The 19,409-nt window shown below is 32.5% G+C and carries 23 protein-coding genes; 16 read left to right on the top strand and 7 right to left on the bottom strand.

Annotated elements, in window-relative coordinates; all coding sequences use genetic code 11:
- The first annotated feature begins 1 nt into the window (after window position 1).
- The 4 genes from COE53_RS14680 (at window position 2) to COE53_RS24015 (ending at window position 4,375) form a co-directional block, all read left to right on the top strand.
- A complete protein-coding gene (locus COE53_RS14680; protein WP_069035543.1) occupies window positions 2–979 on the top strand; it encodes an alpha-ketoacid dehydrogenase subunit beta in 978 nt (325 codons plus the stop codon).
- 128 nt (window positions 980–1,107) lie between these two features.
- On the top strand, window positions 1,108–2,463 hold the full coding sequence (locus COE53_RS14675) for a dihydrolipoamide acetyltransferase family protein (protein ID WP_069035642.1): 1,356 nt from the start codon (window positions 1,108–1,110) through the stop codon (window positions 2,461–2,463).
- A 5-nt stretch (window positions 2,464–2,468) separates the two neighbouring features.
- Window positions 2,469–3,881, top strand: coding sequence for a dihydrolipoyl dehydrogenase (gene lpdA, locus COE53_RS14670; RefSeq protein WP_069035544.1), 1,413 nt, complete (start codon window positions 2,469–2,471; stop codon window positions 3,879–3,881).
- A 254-nt stretch (window positions 3,882–4,135) separates the two neighbouring features.
- Window positions 4,136–4,375 carry a hypothetical protein gene (locus COE53_RS24015; protein WP_069035545.1) on the top strand — a complete coding sequence of 80 codons (240 nt, stop codon included), beginning with the start codon at window positions 4,136–4,138 and terminating at the stop codon, window positions 4,373–4,375.
- 1 nt (window position 4,376) lies between these two features.
- Here the strand turns inward: COE53_RS24015 and COE53_RS14660 are convergent, their stop codons facing one another.
- A complete protein-coding gene (locus tag COE53_RS14660; RefSeq protein ID WP_069035546.1) occupies window positions 4,377–4,772 on the bottom strand; it encodes a DUF1885 family protein in 396 nt (131 codons plus the stop codon).
- Window positions 4,773–4,931: 159 nt separating this feature from the next.
- On the opposite strand from COE53_RS14660, the gene COE53_RS14655 reads away from it, so the two are divergent.
- Entirely contained in the window at window positions 4,932–5,225 is a 294-nt protein-coding gene (locus COE53_RS14655; protein WP_069035547.1) for a DUF3055 domain-containing protein, read from the top strand.
- Window positions 5,226–5,392: 167 nt separating this feature from the next.
- Window positions 5,393–5,515 carry a GapA-binding peptide SR1P gene (locus COE53_RS14650; protein ID WP_056468549.1) on the top strand — a complete coding sequence of 41 codons (123 nt, stop codon included), beginning with the start codon at window positions 5,393–5,395 and terminating at the stop codon, window positions 5,513–5,515.
- 176 nt (window positions 5,516–5,691) lie between these two features.
- Here COE53_RS14650 and COE53_RS14645 read toward each other — a convergent pair whose 3' ends face one another.
- Complete coding sequence (locus COE53_RS14645; protein ID WP_254664649.1) at window positions 5,692–6,516, bottom strand: protein-glutamine gamma-glutamyltransferase; 825 nt, start codon at window positions 6,514–6,516, stop codon at window positions 5,692–5,694.
- A gap of 154 nt (window positions 6,517–6,670) precedes the next feature.
- Complete coding sequence (locus COE53_RS14640; protein ID WP_069035549.1) at window positions 6,671–8,122, bottom strand: aminotransferase class I/II-fold pyridoxal phosphate-dependent enzyme; 1,452 nt, start codon at window positions 8,120–8,122, stop codon at window positions 6,671–6,673.
- 276 nt (window positions 8,123–8,398) lie between these two features.
- On the opposite strand from COE53_RS14640, the gene COE53_RS14635 reads away from it, so the two are divergent.
- Window positions 8,399–8,668 (top strand): UPF0223 family protein, encoded by a 270-nt coding sequence (locus tag COE53_RS14635; RefSeq protein ID WP_069035550.1) that lies wholly within the window; start codon window positions 8,399–8,401, stop codon window positions 8,666–8,668.
- Window positions 8,669–8,889: 221 nt separating this feature from the next.
- On the opposite strand, the gene COE53_RS14630 is transcribed toward COE53_RS14635, so the two are convergent.
- Window positions 8,890–9,519, bottom strand: coding sequence for a YktB family protein (locus tag COE53_RS14630; RefSeq protein WP_069035551.1), 630 nt, complete (start codon window positions 9,517–9,519; stop codon window positions 8,890–8,892).
- Window positions 9,520–9,714: 195 nt separating this feature from the next.
- Between COE53_RS14630 and COE53_RS14625 the strand changes: the two genes are divergently transcribed.
- Entirely contained in the window at window positions 9,715–9,903 is a 189-nt protein-coding gene (locus tag COE53_RS14625) for a hypothetical protein (RefSeq protein WP_056468536.1), read from the top strand.
- A gap of 222 nt (window positions 9,904–10,125) precedes the next feature.
- On the top strand, window positions 10,126–10,929 hold the full coding sequence (locus COE53_RS14620; RefSeq protein WP_069035552.1) for an inositol monophosphatase family protein: 804 nt from the start codon (window positions 10,126–10,128) through the stop codon (window positions 10,927–10,929).
- A 75-nt stretch (window positions 10,930–11,004) separates the two neighbouring features.
- Here the strand turns inward: COE53_RS14620 and COE53_RS14615 are convergent, their stop codons facing one another.
- A complete protein-coding gene (locus COE53_RS14615; protein ID WP_069035553.1) occupies window positions 11,005–11,190 on the bottom strand; it encodes a DUF5325 family protein in 186 nt (61 codons plus the stop codon).
- A 203-nt stretch (window positions 11,191–11,393) separates the two neighbouring features.
- Between COE53_RS14615 and typA the strand changes: the two genes are divergently transcribed.
- The 3 genes from typA to COE53_RS14600 all read left to right on the top strand — a co-directional run bounded on the left by typA (window position 11,394) and on the right by COE53_RS14600 (window position 14,007).
- Window positions 11,394–13,238, top strand: coding sequence for a translational GTPase TypA (typA, locus tag COE53_RS14610; protein WP_175403540.1), 1,845 nt, complete (start codon window positions 11,394–11,396; stop codon window positions 13,236–13,238).
- A 148-nt stretch (window positions 13,239–13,386) separates the two neighbouring features.
- On the top strand, window positions 13,387–13,704 hold the full coding sequence (locus tag COE53_RS14605) for a YlaH-like family protein (protein ID WP_235821791.1): 318 nt from the start codon (window positions 13,387–13,389) through the stop codon (window positions 13,702–13,704).
- A 30-nt stretch (window positions 13,705–13,734) separates the two neighbouring features.
- Window positions 13,735–14,007: a hypothetical protein gene (locus COE53_RS14600; RefSeq protein ID WP_069035555.1), complete on the top strand. Its 273-nt coding sequence runs from the start codon at window positions 13,735–13,737 to the stop codon at window positions 14,005–14,007.
- Between the two features lie 571 nt (window positions 14,008–14,578).
- Here the strand turns inward: COE53_RS14600 and COE53_RS14595 are convergent.
- Window positions 14,579–14,779 carry a YlaI family protein gene (locus COE53_RS14595; RefSeq protein ID WP_098948328.1) on the bottom strand — a complete coding sequence of 67 codons (201 nt, stop codon included), beginning with the start codon at window positions 14,777–14,779 and terminating at the stop codon, window positions 14,579–14,581.
- A 153-nt stretch (window positions 14,780–14,932) separates the two neighbouring features.
- Between COE53_RS14595 and COE53_RS14590 the strand changes: the two genes are divergently transcribed.
- Both COE53_RS14590 and COE53_RS14585 read left to right on the top strand, forming a co-directional pair.
- Window positions 14,933–15,388 carry a pyridoxamine 5'-phosphate oxidase family protein gene (locus COE53_RS14590; protein ID WP_069035644.1) on the top strand — a complete coding sequence of 152 codons (456 nt, stop codon included), beginning with the start codon at window positions 14,933–14,935 and terminating at the stop codon, window positions 15,386–15,388.
- 158 nt (window positions 15,389–15,546) lie between these two features.
- On the top strand, window positions 15,547–16,875 hold the full coding sequence (locus tag COE53_RS14585; RefSeq protein ID WP_056468520.1) for a PhoH family protein: 1,329 nt from the start codon (window positions 15,547–15,549) through the stop codon (window positions 16,873–16,875).
- Between the two features lie 67 nt (window positions 16,876–16,942).
- Here COE53_RS14585 and COE53_RS14580 read toward each other — a convergent pair whose 3' ends face one another.
- A complete protein-coding gene (locus COE53_RS14580) occupies window positions 16,943–17,431 on the bottom strand; it encodes a hypothetical protein (protein ID WP_091022053.1) in 489 nt (162 codons plus the stop codon).
- A 332-nt stretch (window positions 17,432–17,763) separates the two neighbouring features.
- Between COE53_RS14580 and COE53_RS14575 the strand changes: the two genes are divergently transcribed.
- Window positions 17,764–18,054, top strand: coding sequence for an Fpa/YlaN family protein (locus COE53_RS14575; RefSeq protein WP_069035558.1), 291 nt, complete (start codon window positions 17,764–17,766; stop codon window positions 18,052–18,054).
- 176 nt (window positions 18,055–18,230) lie between these two features.
- Window positions 18,231–19,373 carry an FtsW/RodA/SpoVE family cell cycle protein gene (locus tag COE53_RS14570; protein ID WP_069035559.1) on the top strand — a complete coding sequence of 381 codons (1,143 nt, stop codon included), beginning with the start codon at window positions 18,231–18,233 and terminating at the stop codon, window positions 19,371–19,373.
- The last annotated feature ends 36 nt before the right edge of the window (window positions 19,374–19,409 follow it).

Genomic DNA, 19,409 nt, shown 5'->3' with positions numbered 1-19,409 from the left:
CATGGCGCAAATGACAATGATTCAAGCTATCACAGATGCATTACGCGTTGAAATGAAGAACGATCCTACTGTAGTAGTATTTGGTGAGGACGTTGGAGTAAACGGTGGTGTATTCCGTGCAACTGAAGGTTTACAAGCAGAATTCGGTGAGCAACGTATATTCGATACACCACTTGCTGAATCAGGAATCGGTGGATTAGCAATCGGTCTTGGAATTGAAGGTTTCCGTCCAGTAGCAGAAATCCAATTCTTCGGATTCTTATTCGAAATCATGGACTCAATCGCTGGTCAAGCAGCACGTATGCGTTACCGTACAAGCGGTCGTTTTACTTCACCAATTACTTTCCGTTCACCATTTGGTGGTGGTGTTCATACACCAGAAATGCACGCGGATAGTTTAGAAGGATTAATGGCTCAAACTCCTGGTTTAAAAGTAGTTATTCCATCAACACCTAAAGATGCTAAAGGTCTTTTAATTTCATCTATTCGTGATAATGACCCTGTTATCTATTTAGAGCACATGAAATTATACCGTTCATTCCGTGAAGATGTACCTGAAGGCGAGTACACTATCGAATTAGGTAAAGCGGATGTTAAACGCGAAGGTAAAGATGTATCAGTATTTGCTTATGGTGCAATGGTTCACGCTGCATTAAAAGCTGCTGAAGAATTAGAAAAAGACGGAGTATCAGTAGAAGTTGTTGACTTACGTACTGTTCATCCATTAGATACTGCTGCAATCGTTGCATCTGTTGAGAAAACTGGCCGTGCTGTTGTTGTACAAGAAGCACAAAAACAAGCTGGTATTGCTGCAAATATTGTTGCTGAAATTAATGATCGTTGTATCCTTTCATTAGAAGCACCAGTTGTTCGTATTACTGCAGCTGATACTGTTTACCCATTCTCAGAAGCGGAAACAGTATGGTTACCAAACCATAAAGATGTTGTTGAAGGCATTCAAAAAGTTTTAAACTTCTAATTTAGTTTATAACAAAAAATAGTGAAAGGTATTTGATGAAATCATCAATACCTTTCTTACATTATAAATAAAATATTTTAAAAAAATAATTTAACTTTGTTCGGAGGTAGAAATCTGTGTCAAACTCAGTGGCAAGTCTATTTGAATTTAGATTACCAGATATCGGTGAAGGTATTCACGAAGGTGAAATTGTAAAATGGTTTATTAAAGCAGGCGACGAAGTAAATGAAGATGATATCATTTGTGAAGTTCAAAACGATAAATCAGTAGTAGAAATTCCATCACCTGTAAAAGGGAAAGTATTAGAAGTATTAGTTGCAGAAGGAACAGTTGCAGTTGTTGGTGACGTATTAGTACGTTTAGATGCACCTGGATATGAAAACATTAGCTTCAAAGGACAACATGCTGAAGAAGCTCCAACTACTACTCCAGTACCAGAAGCTGCTGAAGCAGTTCAAGCAAAAGTACAAGAATCTTATGAGCAAAGTGAACCAAAAACAGATGCTGCACCACTATCACCTGTTGCTGCGATTGAACCAAAAGCACATGTAATTGCAATGCCATCTGTACGTAAATACGCTCGTGAGAAAAACGTAGATTTACGTATTGTACCAGGTTCAGCTAAAAATGGCCGTGTAACAAAACAAGACGTAGATGCATTCTTATTAGGTGGAGTAGCTCCAGCTGCTGCAGCACAAACAGAAGTTGCTGTTGAAGTTGTAACAGAAGCTCCAGCTGCTACACAAGAAGCTCCAAAAGCAATGCCAATTCCAGAAGGAGCATATCCTGAAACTCGTGAAAAAATGAGTGGAATTCGTAAAGCAATCGCTAAAGCAATGGTTAACTCTAAACATACTGCTCCTCACGTAACATTAATGGATGAAATAGATGTAACGAAACTAGTTGCTAGCCGTAAAAAATATAAAGAAGTTGCAGCTGCACAAGGTATCAAATTAACATTCTTACCTTATGTTGTTAAAGCTTTAACTTCTGCATTACGTAAATTCCCAGCTTTAAATACATCAATCGATGATGCTACTAGCGAAATCGTACACAAACATTACTATAACATTGGTATTGCTGCAGATACTGATAAAGGTTTATTAGTACCAGTTGTTAAAGATGCTGATCGTAAAGCAATCTTCTCAATTTCTGCTGAAATTAATGAATTAGCTACTAAAGCTCGTGATGGTAAATTAGCTCCTGCAGAAATGAAAGGTGCTACATGCACAATCACAAATATCGGTTCAGCTGGTGGACAATGGTTTACTCCAGTAATTAACCACCCAGAAGTAGCTATTTTAGGTATTGGTCGTATTGCTGAAAAACCAGTAGTATTAAATGGAGAAATCGTGGTTGCTCCAGTATTAGCGTTATCATTAAGCTTTGACCACCGTATTATCGATGGTGCAACTGCTCAAAACGCATTAAACCATATTAAACGATTATTAAATGATCCAGAATTATTATTAATGGAGGCGTAAGATAAATGGTAGTAGGAGATTTCGCAATTGAACTAGATACGGTCGTTATCGGTGCCGGTCCTGGTGGTTATGTTGCAGCAATTCGTGCAGCACAACTTGGACAAAAAGTTGCTGTTATTGAAAAAGGTAATCTTGGTGGGGTATGTCTAAACGTAGGTTGTATTCCTTCAAAGGCATTAATTACTGCTGGTCACCGTTATGAAACAGCTAAGCATTCTGAAGATATCGGTATTACAGCAGAAAATGTAAAAGTTGATTTTACAAAAGTTCAAGCTTGGAAAAGCAGTGTAGTTAATAAATTAACTGGCGGTGTTGCTGGTTTATTAAAAGGAAACAAAGTTGAAGTTATTAAAGGTGAAGCTTACTTTAATGATGCTAACACTCTTCGTGTAATTACTGAAGAATCAGCTCAAACCTATACTTTTAACAATGCGATCATCGCAACAGGTTCAACTCCAATCGAAATCCCTGGTTTCAAATGGAGCAACCGTGTAATCGATTCTACAGGTGCATTAAACTTACCTGAAATTCCAAAAAAATTAGTTGTTATTGGTGGCGGCTATATTGGTATGGAATTAGGTACTGCTTATGCTAACTTTGGTACACATGTAACAATTCTTGAAGCTGGTGACGAAATCTTAAATGGTTTTGAAAAATCTATGAGCTCAATTGTTAAACGTGGATTAAAGAAAAAAGGTAATGTCGATATCGTAACAAAAGCGTTCGGTAAAGGCGTTGAAGAAACTGCAGATGGCGTAACAGTTAAATTCGAAACAAATGGCGAAATGCAAGAAATCGAAGCTGATTACGTTTTAGTAACAGTTGGACGTTTCCCGAACTCTCGTGACATGGGCTTAGAAAATGTTGGTGTTGAAATTAACGAACGTGGTGTAATTACTACTGATAAACAAGCTCGTACAACAATTAATAATATTTACGCAATTGGTGACGTAATTGCTGGTCCTCCATTAGCACACAAAGCTTCTTATGAAGGTAAAGTTGCTGCTGAGGCAATCAGTGGTATGTCAAGTCAAATCGAATACTTAGCTATCCCTGCTGTAGTATTTACTGATCCAGAATTAGCAACTGTTGGTTATACAAAAAAACAAGCAGATGATGAAGGATTAGCTGTAAATGTAGCAAAATTCCCATTCGGTGGAAATGGTCGCGCATTATCACTAAATTCAACTGATGGATTCGTACAATTAGTTTCTCGTAAAGAAGATGGAGTACTAGTTGGTGCTCAAGTTGCAGGTGTAAATGCTTCAGATATCATTTCTGAACTTGGTCTTGCAATTGAAGCTTGCATGAGCGTTGAGGATATTGCTCAAACAATTCACGCTCACCCAACATTAGGTGAAATCTCAATGGAAGCTGCAGAATTAGCGATGGGTCATCCAATCCACGTTTTAAAATAATTACTTAAAAACCTCCTATATTTTATAGGAGGTTTTTTACTGTTCAAATTGATTTGAAACGGTTTATTTAAAGCATAAAGTAGTTTGCTAAATGTAGATGCACTAAACGCAATACGATGGCAAAATAACGAAAAAAACGACTGTCTGCAATCTCCTATTTGTTAGGAGGTTTTTTTGCATGATTAAGGCATGTCTCGCATAACGTTTAAAAAACAAACTTTCTAGTATTTGATCATTGATTGGTGGGAGTATTGATGCGAAAACAATTAATAGTATTAATGATTCATCAACTATTTTGGATAGGGTTTTCATTTGTTTTATTCTTGTCGAAAAGGGATCAATTATATTCTAAAGTCATCTTGTTTCTAGTATTCTTTTACCAGCTTTATTTAATTGCAAAATACGTTGGAAACACAAGAAAAGCAAGTATTATTATTACTTGCTTTTATGCTTCGATATTTTTCTTTTGCCAGGCGATCGTAAACTTATTTTAAATTATCGTTTGTAAAAATACATGATTCGATTGTTAAATAATTCAAGCTTTGCTTCAATTTTTTGAGCTAAATATCTACATAGCTCATTTGCTTTTCCTTTATCACCATAAGTTGAGTTTGGTAATAGAGTAATCACGATATTTTTATCATCTTGAATAGAAACAACAAAATGTTTATAACGTGAATCATTGCTCTGTAGATAAAGTGCATCTTGATCATCTAATTTTTTATTTGAAATAGAGTAGGGAAAGGAAACCCTTTCATAATTCCAGTCAACTTGTTGACCGATCTTAGTTGAAGATTGTATGTAATCATTTATTAAATTATTTATTAAATCTAAATTTGCTTCTTGGTATTTGGATTTATCCACTAATTGAATGGTAGCTTGTTGAACCATTTTTAAATTTTCCCCCTAAGATGTTCTATGAAAAACATCACTTTTAATCTTTTTTATCATAACATTATTTCAAATTTTTAGACAAGTATTCGGTATGATTTTAGTTTTTTCTTCATATGTATTAACTTACAATACTAAACCAGAGGAGTGGGTGAAACAATGTTTGAAAAATTATATGATGATCACGAAAATGTAAGAGTCCGATTTGTTGGCTTCGTAACGAACGATACAAGATACGATATTGGTATTGTATATACTAACATGTTCTTTGGAAAGCCACTCGTTATCTGCATGCAATCTAGACAATGCATTTTATTAGATCGACAGGATGTTTCATTTCCCAATCAGTTGAAATTTTTATGTAAACTAAAAAGTGAGGAAGAGGCAATGGAGCTCGCAGAATATTTAGCTGACTGGTTACCGTCACCAAGTATAGAGGAGAGCTATGAATAAAAAATAAATGTGTTATACTAAATAAAATGTGTTCACCTTATAAAACCCCTTGAATAATCTAGTATTAGAAAATTTAAGTTATACTTATTTACCACTTGCGTAAATAAGTATAACACATTATAATGAAGTTAGTTAATTGATACAACATTATGAAAGGGGTTACAATAATGGGAACGTTCGTATGTAAATGTTGTGAAAAAACAGTAGGTCATTTCGAGGATGAAAAAGTAACAACTCTTTACGTTAAAAACTGTGAAGATTGTGAACCAACTGAAAATGAAGTTTGCTAATAATTATTAATTAAAACATAAGGTCTAATAGAGTAACTATAGACATTTATAAATAAGAAATTCCACAAGGCGATCGTTTTTCCTTGTGGTTTTTTATGTTTTTCTTTAAGGGTAAAAATGTTTTTAATTAACGCGCAAAAAAGGGAGACTCAATTAAGAATCACCCACTTTTCTTTTTATGCAATTTGAGTTTGATCTCCAATTCTTGCAGTTATAACCTCGGATGAAGCTTCCTTCGTTGTAACTGGAATTAATTTTGAAGTATCTTTTAAATATTGAGCCATTTCGTTTGAGTCAATTCTAGTATTTAAATTTGTTAAAAAGGCAGAAACCATCGCAAAAGGATATCTATGCATATTTAAATGGAAAATAATTTCGTGTAATGAACGTATTCCGATACCATGACCATAATAATAATTACTTCCCATAGAAACAGTGTTTTCTCCTTGCCATTCTGGTGTCATTGGGTCAACTTCAGGATTTTTTATATAAACAACGTCACCAGGGGCTGGACGATCTACTTCAGCCGTTAATATAGCTAATTTAGGGTCGTAATTCCAAGTGTATAAGTATATGCCATTATCGAATAGTTGATCAAAAATTTCATAGCCTAAAAGATCTAGCAGGGCTTTATAAAATATCATAATGATTGCAGTTGCACATTCTGTAGCGTAAAATTGTCCATTGCGAAAAATATCATAAATTCCCATGGAGGTTCTTATGCCTGGCCTAAGTCTAAATCCACCCATTGGTGTGCGAATCCAAAACATAGGATTACAATATGCTCGTCTAAAAACCCTAAATTGCATGCCACTTGTTAATAAATCTTTAGAAGCCTGAAGTATATAAGTTCTAATTGTTAAATCAAAAGAAAGTTCACGGTCAGATTTATAAATATGAGACTTTTTACTGTTTGTTAAACTAGACAATATTTCTTGATAAAGTTTATTATTTGAATCTTCGCTATTTTTTAATGAAGCATGAACAATTTTATTATTCACGACTATCAATGAGTCCACATCCTAACGTAAAAACAATTTTTTCGTACGAAATCAATATAATTACCTTACCTATCATATGCCTATATAATTTAGATGTGATTTAGAATGAAAAAAAACTAGGATTCATTTCCTAGTTTCTTCATAAAAGTTTTCGTTATTTTAATACTTTTAACGTTAATAATTCTTCGTCTTCTGGGCCTTGAACAGGTAATCCTGCTTCAATATTCTTTTTAATATAAACTAGATTTTCTAGAGTAATTTCTTCACCAGGTAAAAAGATTGGAATACCAGGTGGATAAACCATTACAAATTCAGCAATAATTCTACCGACAGATTCCTCAAGTGGAACAGATTCTGTTTCGGAGTAAAATGCATCCCTAGGAGAGACTGCTAAATTTGGAATCGTTGGGATCTCAACGTTTAAATTTGTATTGTGCTCTGAGATGTCAAATTCAGTTACTAATACTTCAAGTGCATGAATTAACTGCTGAATGTCTTCTTCACTATCACCTGGTGTTAAAATGCAAAGAACATTATATAAATCAGACATTTCAACTTCAATATTAAATCGCTCTCTTAACCAAACTTCAACATCATGGCCCGTTATACCCAGTTTTTTTACGCTGATTAATATTTTAGTAGGATCAAAATTGAATGTAGCCTCGTTCCCAACTAAGTCATAACCAGGGCAATATAAACCATTGATTGAATTAATTTTATTTCGTGCATTATTTGCTAGTCTAATAGTATTCGTAAGTAATTCTTCACCAACAGTGGCTAATCTCTTTCTTGCAACATCTAGTGAAGCAAGCAATAAATAAGATGTTGAAGTAGTTGTTAGCATACTTAGTACAGATTGTACTCTGTGGACATTCACAATGCCTTCTCTTACATTTAAAATGGAACTTTGAGTCATAGAGCCACCAAGCTTGTGTACGCTCGTAGCAGCCATGTCAGCCCCTGCTTGCATCGCAGAGATCGGTAATTCGTTATGGAAATGAATATGTACACCATGCGCTTCATCAACTAATACGGCTAAGCCATGTGAATGTGCTAATTCAACAATGCTTTTTAAATCTGCTACAAATCCAAAGTATGTAGGATTAATGACTAACACTGCTTTTGCATCAGGATTATTTAAAATGGCCTCTTTCACTGCATTTGTCGTAATACCGTGTGAAATCCCTAATTCACTATCAATTTCAGGATGAACAAAAATTGGTGTAGCTCCCGAGAAAATGATTGCAGATAAAACAGATTTGTGAACATTTCTTGGAACGATAATTTTATCGCCAGGTCCACAAACACTCATTACCATTGTCATGATTGCGCCACTTGTGCCTTGAACTGAAAAGAATGTGTGGTCAGCACCAAAAGCTTTAGCTGCAAGATCTTGTGCTTGTTTTATTTTACCTTTTGGATGATGTAGATCATCTAAAGGAGCAATGTTGATTAAATCGATCGATAATGCATTATCACCAATGAACTCTCTAAATGTTGGATCCATTCCATTTCCTTTTTTATGTCCTGGAATATGGAATTGAATAGGGTTCTTCTTTGCATGTTCTAATAAAGAAGAAAATAACGGCGTTTCAATTTGTTTCATTTAACATACACCCCATTTAATGAATAATAGTGTTTTTCGGAAGTGATATGTTTGTAAACAATTCAACTGTTTACTCTCATTAAGTTATAAACTGTCTTACCTTCATTTGAAAAACAAAAAGATTATATCATTCTATGAATTTTCTGTATAGAAAAATATTATAAAGTTATGAAATTTTATTCATTTGAATGAAATTATATCAATTTTTAAAATAAGAATGGAATTTAAAAAATGTGTTAAAATGGAATTAATTAGAAAATAGTAGGAGTGAAGTAAATGGATTACCAATACCCAATTTCATATGATTGGACAACAGATGAGACAATTGAGGTAATAAAGTTCTACACATCAGTAGAAAAAGCGTATGAAAAGGGAATAGATCGTGAAGTGTTAATGGCTACATACAAACAATTTAAATCAATTGTTCCTAGTATCGCAGAAGAAAAAAAATTATGTAATGAGTTAGAAGAGATATCCGGTTATTCTGCATACAGAGTCATGCAAAAGGCTAAAAATGGTGCTCCTGGTGATAAAATTAAAATGTAGTATTAAATAAGTTCATTGTTAAAATTTATATAGTAATAAAAAATTATTAAGTAAAAAATAGAAGCCCATTAAAGGAAGATTAACTACTTTCAATGGGCTTTACTTATATAAGTATTGTTTAAGTAAAGCAATTTCATATTCGTCCTGTCGAAAAATGTGTAAAGAATGGGCATAGACTTTTGTTTTTGACATATGTATAATTAAACAACACTTATATTAATTCAGTTTATACTTAGTTTGTATAAAGGAATTAAAGTATTATATGTTTCTATAATACGTTGGATTAGTTCTTCCTTTGTAAGTGTAATTGCTTCATCTTTTGCAATTGTAATTCCACATAGGTATTCTGCTTTTTTTACATCATGAAATCTTTGAATACCTTTATTGAATTCATCTTTATTCATTTTACTTTTTTGTACCACGTCAGGCTTCATATGATCGTAAGATACAACAAAATCTTTCGGAATCATTTTGTAAAGTTTATTTTTATTCTTTTCAAAATTAATGGCAATCGATTGCTTATTTGGACTTTCATAAATAATTCCAAAGTAAACAAACAGGTGAGTACCCCACAGTCCAAATTGGAAATGAGGAAGCATTTTGTATCCGCGATTATTTGTTGCAAAAGCAATCCAAGTATCTTTTGGAGCATTCACAGTACGTCTAGCATGCTTAGCAATATGGCCAAAAAAGTTTTGATCAGTTTGTACATTTAAAAAAGGTAATATTTCTTCTTCAATTTCTTTAAATTTTGGTTGAATTTCATTTTGTATAGCACTCATTCTAGTTTCTAATGTTGAGTCAGTTGTAAATATTTCAAAATCACTTTCTTTAAAAAAAGTTTGAGTCATTTTTGAACCCCCTAATTACATTATCTAATTAGTATACCATGTTTGTCCAAAACAAATGGGTAATATGTTTCTTCATAAAACAGTTACATTATAAGCTTAAATAACATATATTAGTAGCAAGATAAAAATCAGAAAATTTTGTTAATTAACTTTTACAATTTGTTTTGCCAACTTATATTCTATGGAGGGATAATGATGAGACAAGTGATTAATGCGTTAAAAAGAACTGATGCAGAAAAGAGAATTCCTGTACTTAGATTAGAATTAGATTACGAACTAGCTACACTATTCGATGCTATGACAGTCAATGATAATGAAGCAATGATTGAATCTAAGAAGAAATTAGAATTATTAAGATTAGAATTAATTCGTCTAGAAGCTTAGCGAGTTTATTTACCGAACCTTTAAATAGGTTCGTTTTTCTGTGCGCTAAATCTTCCGCTAAATGCCCAATGGTCTATCGTATGCCCACCCTCCAAAATAGTTCCTCATCTTTCATCTTAAATAAAAATCATTTCATTAGGTTTTTTTAGGTTAAAATTGGTAAACTGATAAACAGGACCATAATAATATAGTTTTAGCACGTAGAGTTTGGAGTGTTTAAATATGAATGTAGATTGGAAAGAAATTGAACAATTCGCGAGGATTTTGCTTCAAGAGGCAGCTAAAAATATTAAAAGCTCATTATACGACTCCATAACAATCAATACTAAATCAAACGAAAATGACTTAGTAACAAATAAAGATGAAGAAATTGAAAAATTCTTTTACGAAAAAATAAAAAAGAAATTTCCAAATCATTACTTACTTGGTGAAGAAGGTAAAGGCGATGATTTGGATCAAGTAACGGGGGTTGTATGGATTCTTGATCCAATCGATGGAACGATGAATTTTGTTCACCAAAAACGTAATTTTATGATTTCTTTAGGTATTTATGAAAATGGAATCGGTAAAATGGGTTTTATAATGGATGTAATACATAATGAACTATATTTTGCTAAAAAAGGTGAAGGAGCTTATTTAAATGATCTTGAAATAACACCTTTGAAAAATGTAGTACTAGAAGAGGCTATTGTAGCTGTAAATGCTATTTGGTTAACTAAAAATCGTTATTTAAACCATGAAAAATTAAGTAATCTTGTTCGAAAAGTTAGAGGAAGTCGGTCATATGGTTCAGCAGCGATGGAAATGGTCTATGTGGCAATGGGAAGGATTGATGCCTATATCACCCCGAGATTATCACCTTGGGACTTTGCCGCGGGTAAAATTATTGTAGAAGAGCTAGGCGGAATTTGTACTTCGCTTAAAAATGAAAGCCTTTCAATTCTTAAAAAAAGCTCAGTGCTAATAAGTAACGCTTCGATTCATGAGGAATTACTTACTGATTATATCGAATTTCTACAAAAATAATAAAAAGAAGGTAAGTTTGGTTTATAACTTGCCTTCTTTTTTAGTGTGCAGACAGTGTTAAAAAAGAGAAGAGGTTTATAACTTGCCTTCTCTTTTTAATTTAGCACGTAATGAAAAACCATAACCAACTAATGATATTGAAATAATTAGTGAAATAACAGCGCCAATAGTACTTAGTTCTGCTAGCATTATACCAACTAGAATTAAGAAGATTACGGATAAAGTTGCAACGCAGAAAAGTCTAAATTTTATGCTAGACATGGTGAATCCTCCTGTTCATAATTCCTATTTTACTCTTTGTCGAATCGGATGTAAATTTGAAAAAAATAAATCTTTCCTAAATATTTATTAATAAATTATATTTTTGATTAAACATTTTCTTGATATATTTCCGTGTGCATGTGCTATAATGTTTTAGTTAATAATGAAAATAGATGTGTAGACATTTTAGGAGTGAATATATTTTGAAAAAAAGAGAAGATTTACGCAATATAGCAATTATTGCGCACGTTGACCATGGGAAAACAACGTTAGTTGATGAGTTATTAAAACAATCAGGTACATTCCGTTCAAACGAAAACGTTAATGAACGTGCAATGGACTCTAATGATATAGAACGTGAACGTGGAATTACAATCTTAGCTAAAAACACTGCAATCCAATATGAAGGTAAACGTATTAACATCATGGATACTCCTGGACACGCCGATTTTGGTGGAGAAGTAGAACGTATCATGAAAATGGTTGATGGTGTTCTTTTAGTTGTAGATGCATATGAAGGTTGTATGCCACAAACTCGTTTCGTATTGAAAAAAGCTTTAGAACAACATTTAACACCAATCGTAGTAGTAAATAAAATCGACCGTGACTTCGCACGTCCTGATGAAGTTGTTGACGAAGTAATCGATTTATTTATTGAATTAGGTGCAGATGAAGATCAATTAGAATTCCCAGTTGTATTCGCATCAGCTATCAACGGAACTTCTAGCTTAGAATCTGATCCTTCTAAACAAGAACCGAATATGAATGCTTTATTCGATACAATTATTGAGCACATTCCATCTCCAATCGATAATAGTGAAGAGCCTTTACAATTCCAAGTAACATTATTAGACTACAATGACTATGTTGGACGTATCGGTATCGGACGTATTTTCCGTGGAACAATGCAAGTTGGTCAATCAGTTGCTTTAATGAAACTTGATGGATCAGTTAAACAATTCCGTATTACAAAAATGTTTGGATTCATTGGATTAAAACGTATTGAAATCCAAGAAGCAAAAGCTGGTGACTTAGTAGCAGTTTCTGGTATGGAAGATATCAACGTAGGTGAAACAGTATGTCCTGCTGAACACCAAGAAGCACTTCCAATCTTACGTATTGATGAGCCAACTCTTCAAATGACATTCTTAGTTAATAATTCACCTTTTGCAGGTCGTGAAGGTAAATTTGTAACTTCTCGTAAAATTGAAGAGAGATTATTACAAGAACTTCAAACTGACGTAAGTTTACGTGTAGAAAATACTGATTCTCCTGATGTATGGATCGTAAGTGGACGTGGAGAGCTTCACTTATCAATCCTTATTGAAAACATGCGTCGTGAAGGATATGAGCTTCAAGTTTCAAAACCAGAAGTTATCATTCGTGTGATTGACGGTGTAAGATGTGAGCCTGTTGAGCATGTACAAATTGACGTTCCTGAAGAATATACTGGTTCAATCATGGAATCAATGGGTGCTCGTAAAGGTGAAATGAGAGATATGGTGAATAATGGTAACGGTCAAGTCCGTTTAACATTTATGGTACCAGCTCGTGGATTAATTGGTTATACTACAGAATTCTTAACTTTAACTCGTGGTTATGGAATCATTAACCACTCATTCGATAGCTACCAACCAGCTATTCAAGGTCAAGTTGGTGGACGTCGTCAAGGTGTATTAGTATCAATGGAAACTGGTAAAGCTTCAACATACGGAATTATGGGTCTAGAAGACCGTGGTGTAATTTTCCTTGAGCCAGGAACAGATGTTTATGATGGTATGATTGTTGGTGAGCATAACCGTGATAATGATTTATCAGTAAACGTTGTTAAGGTTAAACACGCTACTAACATCCGTTCAGCGAATAAAGACCAAACAACAACAATGAAAAAACCACGTATTATGACGCTTGAAGAATCTTTAGAATACTTAAATGATGATGAGTACTGTGAAGTTACGCCAACATCAATTCGTTTACGTAAAAAGCTTCTTGATAAAAATGAGCGTGAGCGTGCAGCGAAAAAGAAAAAATTCGCTGAACAAGAATAATTAAATTTTAAAATAATTATGATATAATAAAACCGACTAGAAATAGTCGGTTTCATTTTTGTAAACAAAGTACAAAATATTGATTTTCAGACAGTCTAAAAACGAATAGAAGTATTTTAGTTTTATTATAAAATAGGGGGATATGGATTTGGAAAAAGCTCCAAAGGGTTTTGAATTTGTCATCACACAGTTAATAAATATAACTCATGATATTCATCTTTCCATGTGGATATTATATGGTTTAATTGTTGTACTATGTATTGTAGTATATCATTTAGGTTTCGCAAAAAAATTGAGCATCCTTAAAAGTTTAATCATTTATGTTTTGCTTATGATTGGATGTAGTTTCCTTACTTTCTTAGCTTTAAGGATACCAATCGTGGAAGCATTACTTGCTAGTGTTTTCGTATTAGGTGTTTATAAGATTCGTTTACATCAATCAAAAAAGAATAATGCTACTACATAATGTAACACTTTTTAGAAAGTTGGTATCTAGATGAAATCTGTTCAGGACGCTTTATATAATTGGTTAACGATAAAAGTTATATATGAAGGTAGACCTTCGGATGAAGCTGCTAAAGAGACGTATGAGATGTTTGATTCGATTTTAAAAGAAGATCATCAAGTATCTAACGTGAAAATAGAAAAAATGGAAGATTTCTATTTAATTACATTTACACAAGCAGAAAAAGAGCGAACTACGCGCTTTCCTATTGAAATGATTGATTGCTTTTTAGATCAAGTAAGAGTTAATCCAGAGAAGTATTAAAAACCTAGAAATTAATCTAGGTTTTTTTTGTTTAAACTTATATTGGATTTATACATGAAAATAATATCTAAGTCCAAAAAAAGAAGCCCAATTGGCTTTTTTTCACGCTGTTGAAAAACAATCTTGTCAATTAATTTACCAAATTTTCGTAAAAGGAGTATAGTGATGTTGATTTCCACTACNNACCCCTTCGTTCCAATCAACATATTCATCTAAAGAAGTCTGCAATAAATCATTATCAAATAGCCTTTACTAAGAGTAACCTAACAGCTGTTTATTAATCAGTTTTTAGTTCAATTACAATCGAACATTAATTAATAAACTAACTGATCAATGGAATTTGTTTTTGTAAAAAGTTTACTCAAAGTATTTTTAACTTCTGAAAAAAACATTACTAGTGTAATTGGAATCATAACATTGCTCAAATATATTAACATATATAACCATTAATAGATCATCCCAAAAAATAATTTCAGCATAAATATACATTTAATTTCCTTTTTACTTATTGAACATTTTATATTTCAACACTATGAAAAAAAGAAGCCCAATAGGCTTCTTTTTTAATAATTTACCACTCGTCATTGTCCTTTACCGGTTTTAAGAAACGGAAATTTCCTGTTGCAATTCTTTGTTCTGTTTTTATTTTAATTCGAGCGTAACATTCAGAGCATGTATATGTATGGATAGGACGATTTCTTAATTTTTTTGCAATAGGTGATTCATCGCTAATAGATTCGCTTTTATCACAAATCATGCATTTAACTCTCATGTGAAATTTCTCTCCTTATATATGAAGCTTAAGTTAACATAATTATAACAGGTTTTAGAATATATTTTTAGAAAACAGTGGTTTTAGCAGGAAGTTTTCAATAAACTTTGAATTATATTAGTATACTCTTTATTTGAAGGAGATGAAATAGTGATGGCAAACAGTATTGAGAAAACATTATCACCAAGCTTATTAGAAGATTGTAATAAAGAAAAGATTGTTTTTTTAAGTACTTTTAACTCCGAAAAGAATGCACCAGTTACGAATGCAATTTCTTGGCTTGCTGCCTTAGACGATAAGACGATTCGTTTTGCAGTCGATCAAAGATCAGCAATTATATCGAATATCGAAGAGGTTGAAGGGGTATCATTAAGCTTATTCTCAAATGAAACAGTTTATAGTATCTCAGGAAATGCAAAAATTTTAACGAAGCAAATGCCTGGGATTCCATTAAAATTAGCGTGTATAGAAGTGAAAGTTAATGAAGTAAAAAATATATTGTTTTATGGGTCAAAAATAACAGTCGAACCAGAGTATGCAAAAACTTATGATGAGAGAGCTGCAAAAAAATTAGATGTTGCAGTTTTAAGTGGTCTTAGATCCAACTGAGCTTTAAACATTAAAAAATATTCTAAAGTAGAGAGAATTTCATATAATATATTAACGGTTCGTCCATTCTTCGACTAGTAACCAAATGTAAGACCAATCAATTTAGAATTAAAACTAATTATTCTAATCTGAGTTATTTTTAGTCAGGAGGTTAAGGATTGAGTAAAATATACGTTCTCGACACCAATGTACTACTGCAAGACCCACTAGCAATCTTTTCATTTGAAGATAATGAAGTAGTTGTACCAGCTGTTGTATTAGAGGAAGTAGACTCAAAGAAGAGATATATGGATGAAGTTGGTCGTAATGCTAGGTATGTATCCAAACTAATTGATAGCTTTCGAGAACTAGGGAAATTACATGAAAGTATTCCTCTTGAAAACGGTGGTTCGTTTAGAATTGAATTAAATCATCGCTCATTTCAACAATTGCAAGAGATCTTTGTTGAAAAAACGAACGATAATCGCATTTTAGCTGTTGCAAAAAACTTATCACTTGAAGAAGAAGCAAAAGAAAGTGGAAAAACAGTGATTTTAGTTAGTAAAGATACATTAGTTCGTGTAAAAGCGGATGCATTAAATTTACTAGCTGAAGATTATTTAAGTGATCGAGTAGTGGAAGTTGATCATATTTATACCGGTTATCTAGAGTATTACATAAATACAGATTTATTAAACAAGTTTTACGAGAAAACTGAACTTCCTGTTTCAGATATAGCGAACCATCCATTTTATCCTAATCAATTCATCGTATTAAAGGATGCTCTCGGTGGTAAGAGTTCAGCTCTTGGAGTTGTAGATAAAACAGGTACAAAAATTAAGAAATTTGTTTTCTCGAATGAACATATTTGGGGCATAAGACCAAGAAATGCACAACAGTCCATGGCCTTAGAATTACTACTTCGAGACGATATACCATTAGTTACATTGATTGGAAAAGCAGGAACTGGAAAAACTTTATTAGCTTTAGCAGCAGGTTTAATGCAAAGTGAGGACCTGCAAAGCTATAAAAAGTTATTAGTTGCTAGACCGATTGTTCCAGTTGGAAAAGATCTTGGTTATTTACCAGGTGAAAAGGATGAAAAACTTCGTCCATGGATGCAACCGATTTATGATAACCTAGAATACTTATTCAATACGAAAAAACCAGGTGAACTCGATGCGATATTAGCCGGAATGGGCTCAATTGAAGTAGAAGCTTTAACTTATATAAGAGGTAGAAGTATCCCAGAGCAATTTATTATTATAGATGAAGCACAGAATCTAACTAGGCATGAAGTAAAAACAATTTTAACTCGTGTTGGTGATAAGAGTAAAATTGTATTAATGGGGGATCCAGAACAAATTGATCATCCATATTTAGATGAATACAACAATGGATTAACATATGTAGTTGAAAAATTTAAAGATCAAAAAATAAGTGGACATGTAAAACTAATAAAAGGCGAACGTTCATCAATTGCCCAACTTGCAGCGGATATATTGTAATAATTAAATGCTTACAAAAGCAACATCTTACCAAAATCGATCAGTAAGATGTTGCTTTTGTTTTAAACTATAAAATAATCTTCTTGATTGATGTAATTGGTGTTTCTTTATTTGTGCCATCAGCAAAATATAAATGTACTGGCCCATCTTCAAGGATTCTCTTGCCATTGTATGAAAATGCTAAATAACTTTCATATACAGTTTCAAAAGGTAATTTTATTAATTCATCTTCTGTTTCGATTGTAACTTCTGAATCACGATTTTTCGGATTACTATTATCTATAAAATATGAAAATGGCATTGCATACGATTCCTTAAGCCATTCTTTTTTTTGAGTAGCGTATAAAGGGCTATTATCAACCTTTGCACCTTCAACAATTTCACGATCCCAATGCTTTGAAACACTTTTCGTATATTGCTCAAGCTCATCAACCTTTTTCAAATCACCAGCTAACAAACTATCTAACTTAACCTTTCTTTCATCAAAAATCCAAACACTTGGATCAATCGTTAACGGAAACTCCACATTACCTGTTAATTGAAAAACATCACTCATACCAAAACCCCTTCTATGTACTAAGTCTAACTATAGTGTACGACTATTTTAAGTAAAAAGACAAACAATTGAACAATATTGGCACTTATTTTCATTTGATTTTTTTATGTTTTCAACTTTTTTATAGTGATTATCTAGAGCGTTCTTTTATTGTAGAAATTAGATTTTTATTTAAAATTACATCCTAACATAAGAAAACTCTAATAAATAAACTGTTGCAAAAATATAATTTTCTAAAATACATATTTGTAAAACTTTTGATTTAAGTTGATTTTTCCTAAAAAGAACTATAATATTAAATAGATAGCTTGTACGGAAGCGGAGGGAGAAAATTGAGGTCTGATGCTGTAACAGATTACAAAGACAAAGCATTTGAATTATTAAAAAAAGATGCTGAAAAAATATTAAAATTAATAAATGTGCAACTTGATCATTTAACGATGCCACAATGCCCTCTATATGAAGAGGTTTTAGATACTCAAATGTTTGGATTATCAAGGGAGATTGATTTTGCTTCTCGTTTAGGTTTAATTGAAGCAGAACAAGGAAGAGAACTTCTTTCTGAACTTGAGCGTCAACTTTCTGCTCTACATGAAGCGTTTACAGATCAAAAGAATAAATAATTATTTGCAACAAAAGTTCAAACAATAAATGTTTGAGCTTTTTTTTGTGAATTTTTTTAATTGTTATAAGTAATAAATCTATTAATCTATGTTACAATGTTTTTATTTAAAAAGGGAATTTAGCAAAATAGTTGAATACATAAAGTATAATTAATCAAAGCAGGGATGATTAAGTAATGTTAAAAAAATATTTGAAAAATATTGATTATATGATTTTTGTTCCATTATTAGTGTTGTGTTTATTTGGATTAATTATGGTGTATAGTGCAAGCTCACCATTACCATCCATTCGTTATCAAAGTGAACATTGGCCAAGTGACTATTTCTTTCATAAGCAATTAATTGCATTTGAAGTAGGAATGTTTGCATTTGTTTTTTTAATGTTTCTACCTGCAACTTTCTTTAGAAAAAGAATTGCTATGATATTAAATATAGGGGTAAGTATAGGATTACTTATTGCAGTTCTACTCTTTGGTGAAGTTAGAAATAATGCAAAAAGCTGGGTATTTGGAATTCAACCAGCTGAGTTAATCAAATTAGGGTCAATCGTTCTATTAGCAGGATGGTACTCCAAAAGACAAAAGCGAATTACAAAGAACTGGAAAATGCTATTTGCTCCATGGAGCATAGTAGCTATTTATATCATTCTATTGAGATTACAACCGGATACAGGTACAGCTTTATTAATAATCGGTACTTGTGCTGTCGTTTCGTTTTGTAGTGGTTTTATTGTAAAGAGATTAATTCTCTTATTCGTTGGTGGCATTGGATTACTATATCCATTAATTAGTATTTGTATCAGTTTAGGGATCGGTTTAACAGATGTACAAGTTAATCGATTTTTAGCTTTCCGAAATCCTTTTGACTATGCACAAGGAATCGGATTTCAAATCGTAAATTCACTAATCGCATTTGCCAATGGTGGACTTACTGGAGTTGGATTAGGTAAAAGTATTCAAAAATTAGGTTATTTACCTGAACCTCATACCGACTTTATTCTAGCAATAATCGGTGAAGAAACAGGTTTAATAGGAGTAATTGTAGTTATTTTATGTATATTCATAATTGTTTGGCGTGGATTGTTAATAGCTCATCAATCAAAGGATTCTTTTGATTCATTATTAGCTACAGGGATTAGTGCAATCATCGTCATTCAATCATTTATAAATATTGGAGGAGTCACTTCGTTAATTCCACTTACGGGTGTTCCGTTACCTTTTGTTAGTTATGGAGGAACTTCATTAATCGTTATGCTTTCGATGGTTGGTATTTTAATGAATATTTCAATACGAAATAAGATTCATAAAGAAACTTTATAAAATCTTCAAAAATGCATTTTGAAAAAAGTTTATTCT

The organism is Bacillus sp. AFS029533 (genome assembly GCF_002585125.1).
Lineage (GTDB): Bacteria > Bacillota > Bacilli > Bacillales > Bacillaceae_G > Gottfriedia > Gottfriedia luciferensis_B.
Note: the sequence above shows the minus strand (reverse complement) of the source record. Positions and strands in the feature narration are given on the sequence as shown.

What these genes read in the sequence shown, in the direction of transcription:
- COE53_RS14620 (WP_069035552.1), top strand. Translation starts at nt 10,126, where the DNA reads ATGAATGTAGATTGGAAAGAAATTGAACAATTCGCGAGGATTTTGCTT.
- COE53_RS14595 (WP_098948328.1), bottom strand. Translation starts at nt 14,779, where the DNA reads ATGAGAGTTAAATGCATGATTTGTGATAAAAGCGAATCTATTAGCGAT.
- COE53_RS14660 (WP_069035546.1), bottom strand. Translation starts at nt 4,772, where the DNA reads ATGGTTCAACAAGCTACCATTCAATTAGTGGATAAATCCAAATACCAA.
- COE53_RS14590 (WP_069035644.1), top strand. Translation starts at nt 14,933, where the DNA reads ATGGCAAACAGTATTGAGAAAACATTATCACCAAGCTTATTAGAAGAT.
- COE53_RS14570 (WP_069035559.1), top strand. Translation starts at nt 18,231, where the DNA reads ATGTTAAAAAAATATTTGAAAAATATTGATTATATGATTTTTGTTCCA.
- COE53_RS14650 (WP_056468549.1), top strand. Translation starts at nt 5,393, where the DNA reads ATGGGAACGTTCGTATGTAAATGTTGTGAAAAAACAGTAGGTCATTTC.
- COE53_RS14680 (WP_069035543.1), top strand. Translation starts at nt 2, where the DNA reads ATGGCGCAAATGACAATGATTCAAGCTATCACAGATGCATTACGCGTT.
- COE53_RS14655 (WP_069035547.1), top strand. Translation starts at nt 4,932, where the DNA reads ATGTTTGAAAAATTATATGATGATCACGAAAATGTAAGAGTCCGATTT.
- COE53_RS24015 (WP_069035545.1), top strand. Translation starts at nt 4,136, where the DNA reads ATGCGAAAACAATTAATAGTATTAATGATTCATCAACTATTTTGGATA.
- COE53_RS14640 (WP_069035549.1), bottom strand. Translation starts at nt 8,122, where the DNA reads ATGAAACAAATTGAAACGCCGTTATTTTCTTCTTTATTAGAACATGCA.
- COE53_RS14635 (WP_069035550.1), top strand. Translation starts at nt 8,399, where the DNA reads ATGGATTACCAATACCCAATTTCATATGATTGGACAACAGATGAGACA.
- COE53_RS14600 (WP_069035555.1), top strand. Translation starts at nt 13,735, where the DNA reads ATGAAATCTGTTCAGGACGCTTTATATAATTGGTTAACGATAAAAGTT.
- lpdA (WP_069035544.1), top strand. Translation starts at nt 2,469, where the DNA reads ATGGTAGTAGGAGATTTCGCAATTGAACTAGATACGGTCGTTATCGGT.
- COE53_RS14625 (WP_056468536.1), top strand. Translation starts at nt 9,715, where the DNA reads ATGAGACAAGTGATTAATGCGTTAAAAAGAACTGATGCAGAAAAGAGA.
- COE53_RS14630 (WP_069035551.1), bottom strand. Translation starts at nt 9,519, where the DNA reads ATGACTCAAACTTTTTTTAAAGAAAGTGATTTTGAAATATTTACAACT.
- COE53_RS14615 (WP_069035553.1), bottom strand. Translation starts at nt 11,190, where the DNA reads ATGTCTAGCATAAAATTTAGACTTTTCTGCGTTGCAACTTTATCCGTA.
- COE53_RS14580 (WP_091022053.1), bottom strand. Translation starts at nt 17,431, where the DNA reads ATGAGTGATGTTTTTCAATTAACAGGTAATGTGGAGTTTCCGTTAACG.